Raw genomic sequence first — 2429 nt, 5'->3', positions numbered from 1 at the left:
GTGCGCAACAACTCGGATTTTCCGGAGCCGGTGGCGCCGATGCATAAACCGTGCGGGCCCATGCCGCCGTGCGCGGATTCTTTCAAATCCAGCTGCACCGGGGTTTTGTCCGGCCCGAGGCCGATCGGCACGGTTAAACGGCGATCGTCGCGTTCGCGTTCTGGCCACATCGTGGAATTATCTAACTGCCGCAGATCGTCGATGCCGAGCAGCGAACCCATCTCATTGCGCGTGGTCTCGCCCGTACCGCCGGTGGCATACGGCCGAGAATATTTCGCCAGCGCCTTGGCTAATGCGCGCAACTGGCCGTCGGCAAGTCCATCGGCTAACCCAAGATTTTCCAAGCCGGCTTCGGTTTGCACCGCCAGCTCGTCGTTGGCAAACAGCACTAGACCTTCCATCTCGGCACGAATGCCCAGCGCAGTGGTGCTCCGCGAGTTGATGTCGATGATGGTGGTCCACTCGTCGTCGACCAAAAACTCCTCGGTACCGGTGGTGGGTACGTCGTCGACCAGCAAAATTCGATACTGCGCATCCTCCGGGCTGCGAGTGTGCGGCAACCACTTCAGCCACTCCCAATTATGTGCAGTGCCGCCGTGTGAATCGCCGGTGTGTGAATCACCGCTGCCCACCACACTGATGCCGACGGTATCCGGGCCATGATGGACAACCAGCTGCGCCAGCAGCGCACGAGCCAGTGAGCGTGCCCGAATACCCGATAACCCGATGCAGCCAAAAGCCTGCAACTGGACGACGATGGGCAGCTCCGCAACCTGCGAGACCTGGTCAACCGTACGACGTACACTCACCGCACAGACCGGGTCCAGATCTTCCGGCGCACCCGATTCGCTGACTTCCACCGGGGTGCACAGCTCCGCCTCACCGAGCCCCAGCCGCACCTGCAACACATCGTCGTCATCGCCACTGCGCTCCCACAATCGTCGGGTGCTCAGCCGCGCATGCACATCCTCCGGGTGCGGATGGCGGGCCAACTGGTGCGCACGCTGCTTATCGGCGTTGCGTTCTGCTTTATCCCGGATGACATCCAAGTGGCGCAGGTAGGTTCGGCGAGTGTCATCGGCGTCGGCCTGCTGTCCCTGCGGCATGAACATCATCGCCATCGACATCACCATCATCAGCGGAAAGATCAGCAGCATCGGCGACATCCCCACCCCACTGACCGAACCACCACCGAAAAACATCACGCCGACCAGCAACACCAACACCGCGATCATCACCACCGGCAGCAGGATGCGCAACATCGGCACTGCTTGTGGTTTTTGTGCGGCCGGAACCGCGTCGATATTCAGGCTGCCCTGCGGTAGTGGCGGCAAAGGATCGCGTTGCGCCTGCGTGATTGGCTCCACCGTAAACTCCTGCGGGCCTGTGCTCAGCGTCCGCATATCGGCAGCCGCGGCAGCGTTATCGCTGGCTGCTTGGTTAATAGCGGCGGTATTGCTCGCTTCTGTGGCGCTTAAACGCGCAGAATTCATAACCCCTCCCCGAATTATGTCTTTCCCCCGAGCATTAGACACAGGCCACATTGTAGGTCACAATTGCGGCATGGGGGTGCTGTAGGTCGCGGGTACGTCCCCAACGACTGCGTACCCGCATTCGGGAGGGGAATTTTCGGGAGGGAATCTCATGTCTATCACGCAGTGTTTGCGTGTGTCTTTGTGTTTTGTTGTCGGGGAATTTTCCCGCGAGGTCGATGTCGCAATCCCGCGGCACGCGTCGATTCTGGAGTTATTGCCGCGCTGCACCCAGCTGTGCCAGGCACCGCGAATTTCCAAGCCGTGGCAGGCGTCTACCGTGGTGGGCCAACCATTGGATATGGGCTCGCCGGTGGGAGAAATTGGGCTTGCCGACGGCGACACCATCCTGGTGCATCCACGTGCGGAATTGCGCTCGCCGGTGGTGCGGGATTCTGCGGAATCGCTGGCTGCCACCGCTCACGGCAATCGCGCTGGTCAGCAGCTGTCGGCGGTGGTACTTGCTGCGCAAGCCGGGGCAGCACTTCTGACCGCCGGGTTGGCGTGGTGGTGGCTGGCGTTTGCGGTGGCTGCGTTTATCGGGGTGGTTATCGTGCCGTGGCAGCAGCGCATGCGGCACAAGGCTGTCGGTGGTGACAGTGCTGCGGTGGCACTCGCTTCGATCATCTCCGCCGGACTGGCCGGTGGTTTTCTCGTTGCCTGGGGGCTACAGCCTGCCGGAGCACCAGCGGATCTGTTAGCAGAACTTTCCGCTGCCGATACCGCATGGGCGTTATTATCCGGCGTGGCGGTGGCAGCATTATTGCTGGTGCTCATGATCGTTTACCGCGCTTTATCCATGCGCGTGGTCGCCGCGCTCACAACCGCGGCGGTATTGCTCGCTTCTGTGGCGCTTAAACGCGCAGAATTCATAACCCCTCCCCGAATTATGTCTTT

At 61.1% G+C, this 2429-nt stretch carries 2 protein-coding genes; one reads left to right on the top strand and one right to left on the bottom strand.

Annotated features, from left to right (window positions below; genetic code table 11):
- A partial coding sequence (locus BKN05_RS12000) for an FtsK/SpoIIIE domain-containing protein (RefSeq protein ID WP_286688740.1) occupies positions 1-1493 on the bottom strand: 1493 nt, incomplete at its 3' end.
- 151 nt (positions 1494-1644) lie between these two features.
- Between BKN05_RS12000 and BKN05_RS11995 the strand changes: the two genes are divergently transcribed.
- Positions 1645-2429, top strand: a 785-nt coding sequence (locus BKN05_RS11995; RefSeq protein WP_502686340.1) for a ubiquitin family protein, incomplete at its 3' end; no start/stop codon positions are given.

Origin of the sequence: Corynebacterium sp. S5S1 (assembly GCF_001913985.1) — a bacterium.
Lineage (GTDB): Bacteria > Actinomycetota > Actinomycetes > Mycobacteriales > Mycobacteriaceae > Corynebacterium > Corynebacterium marquesiae.
This window is presented reverse-complemented; position numbering and strand designations above follow the sequence as displayed.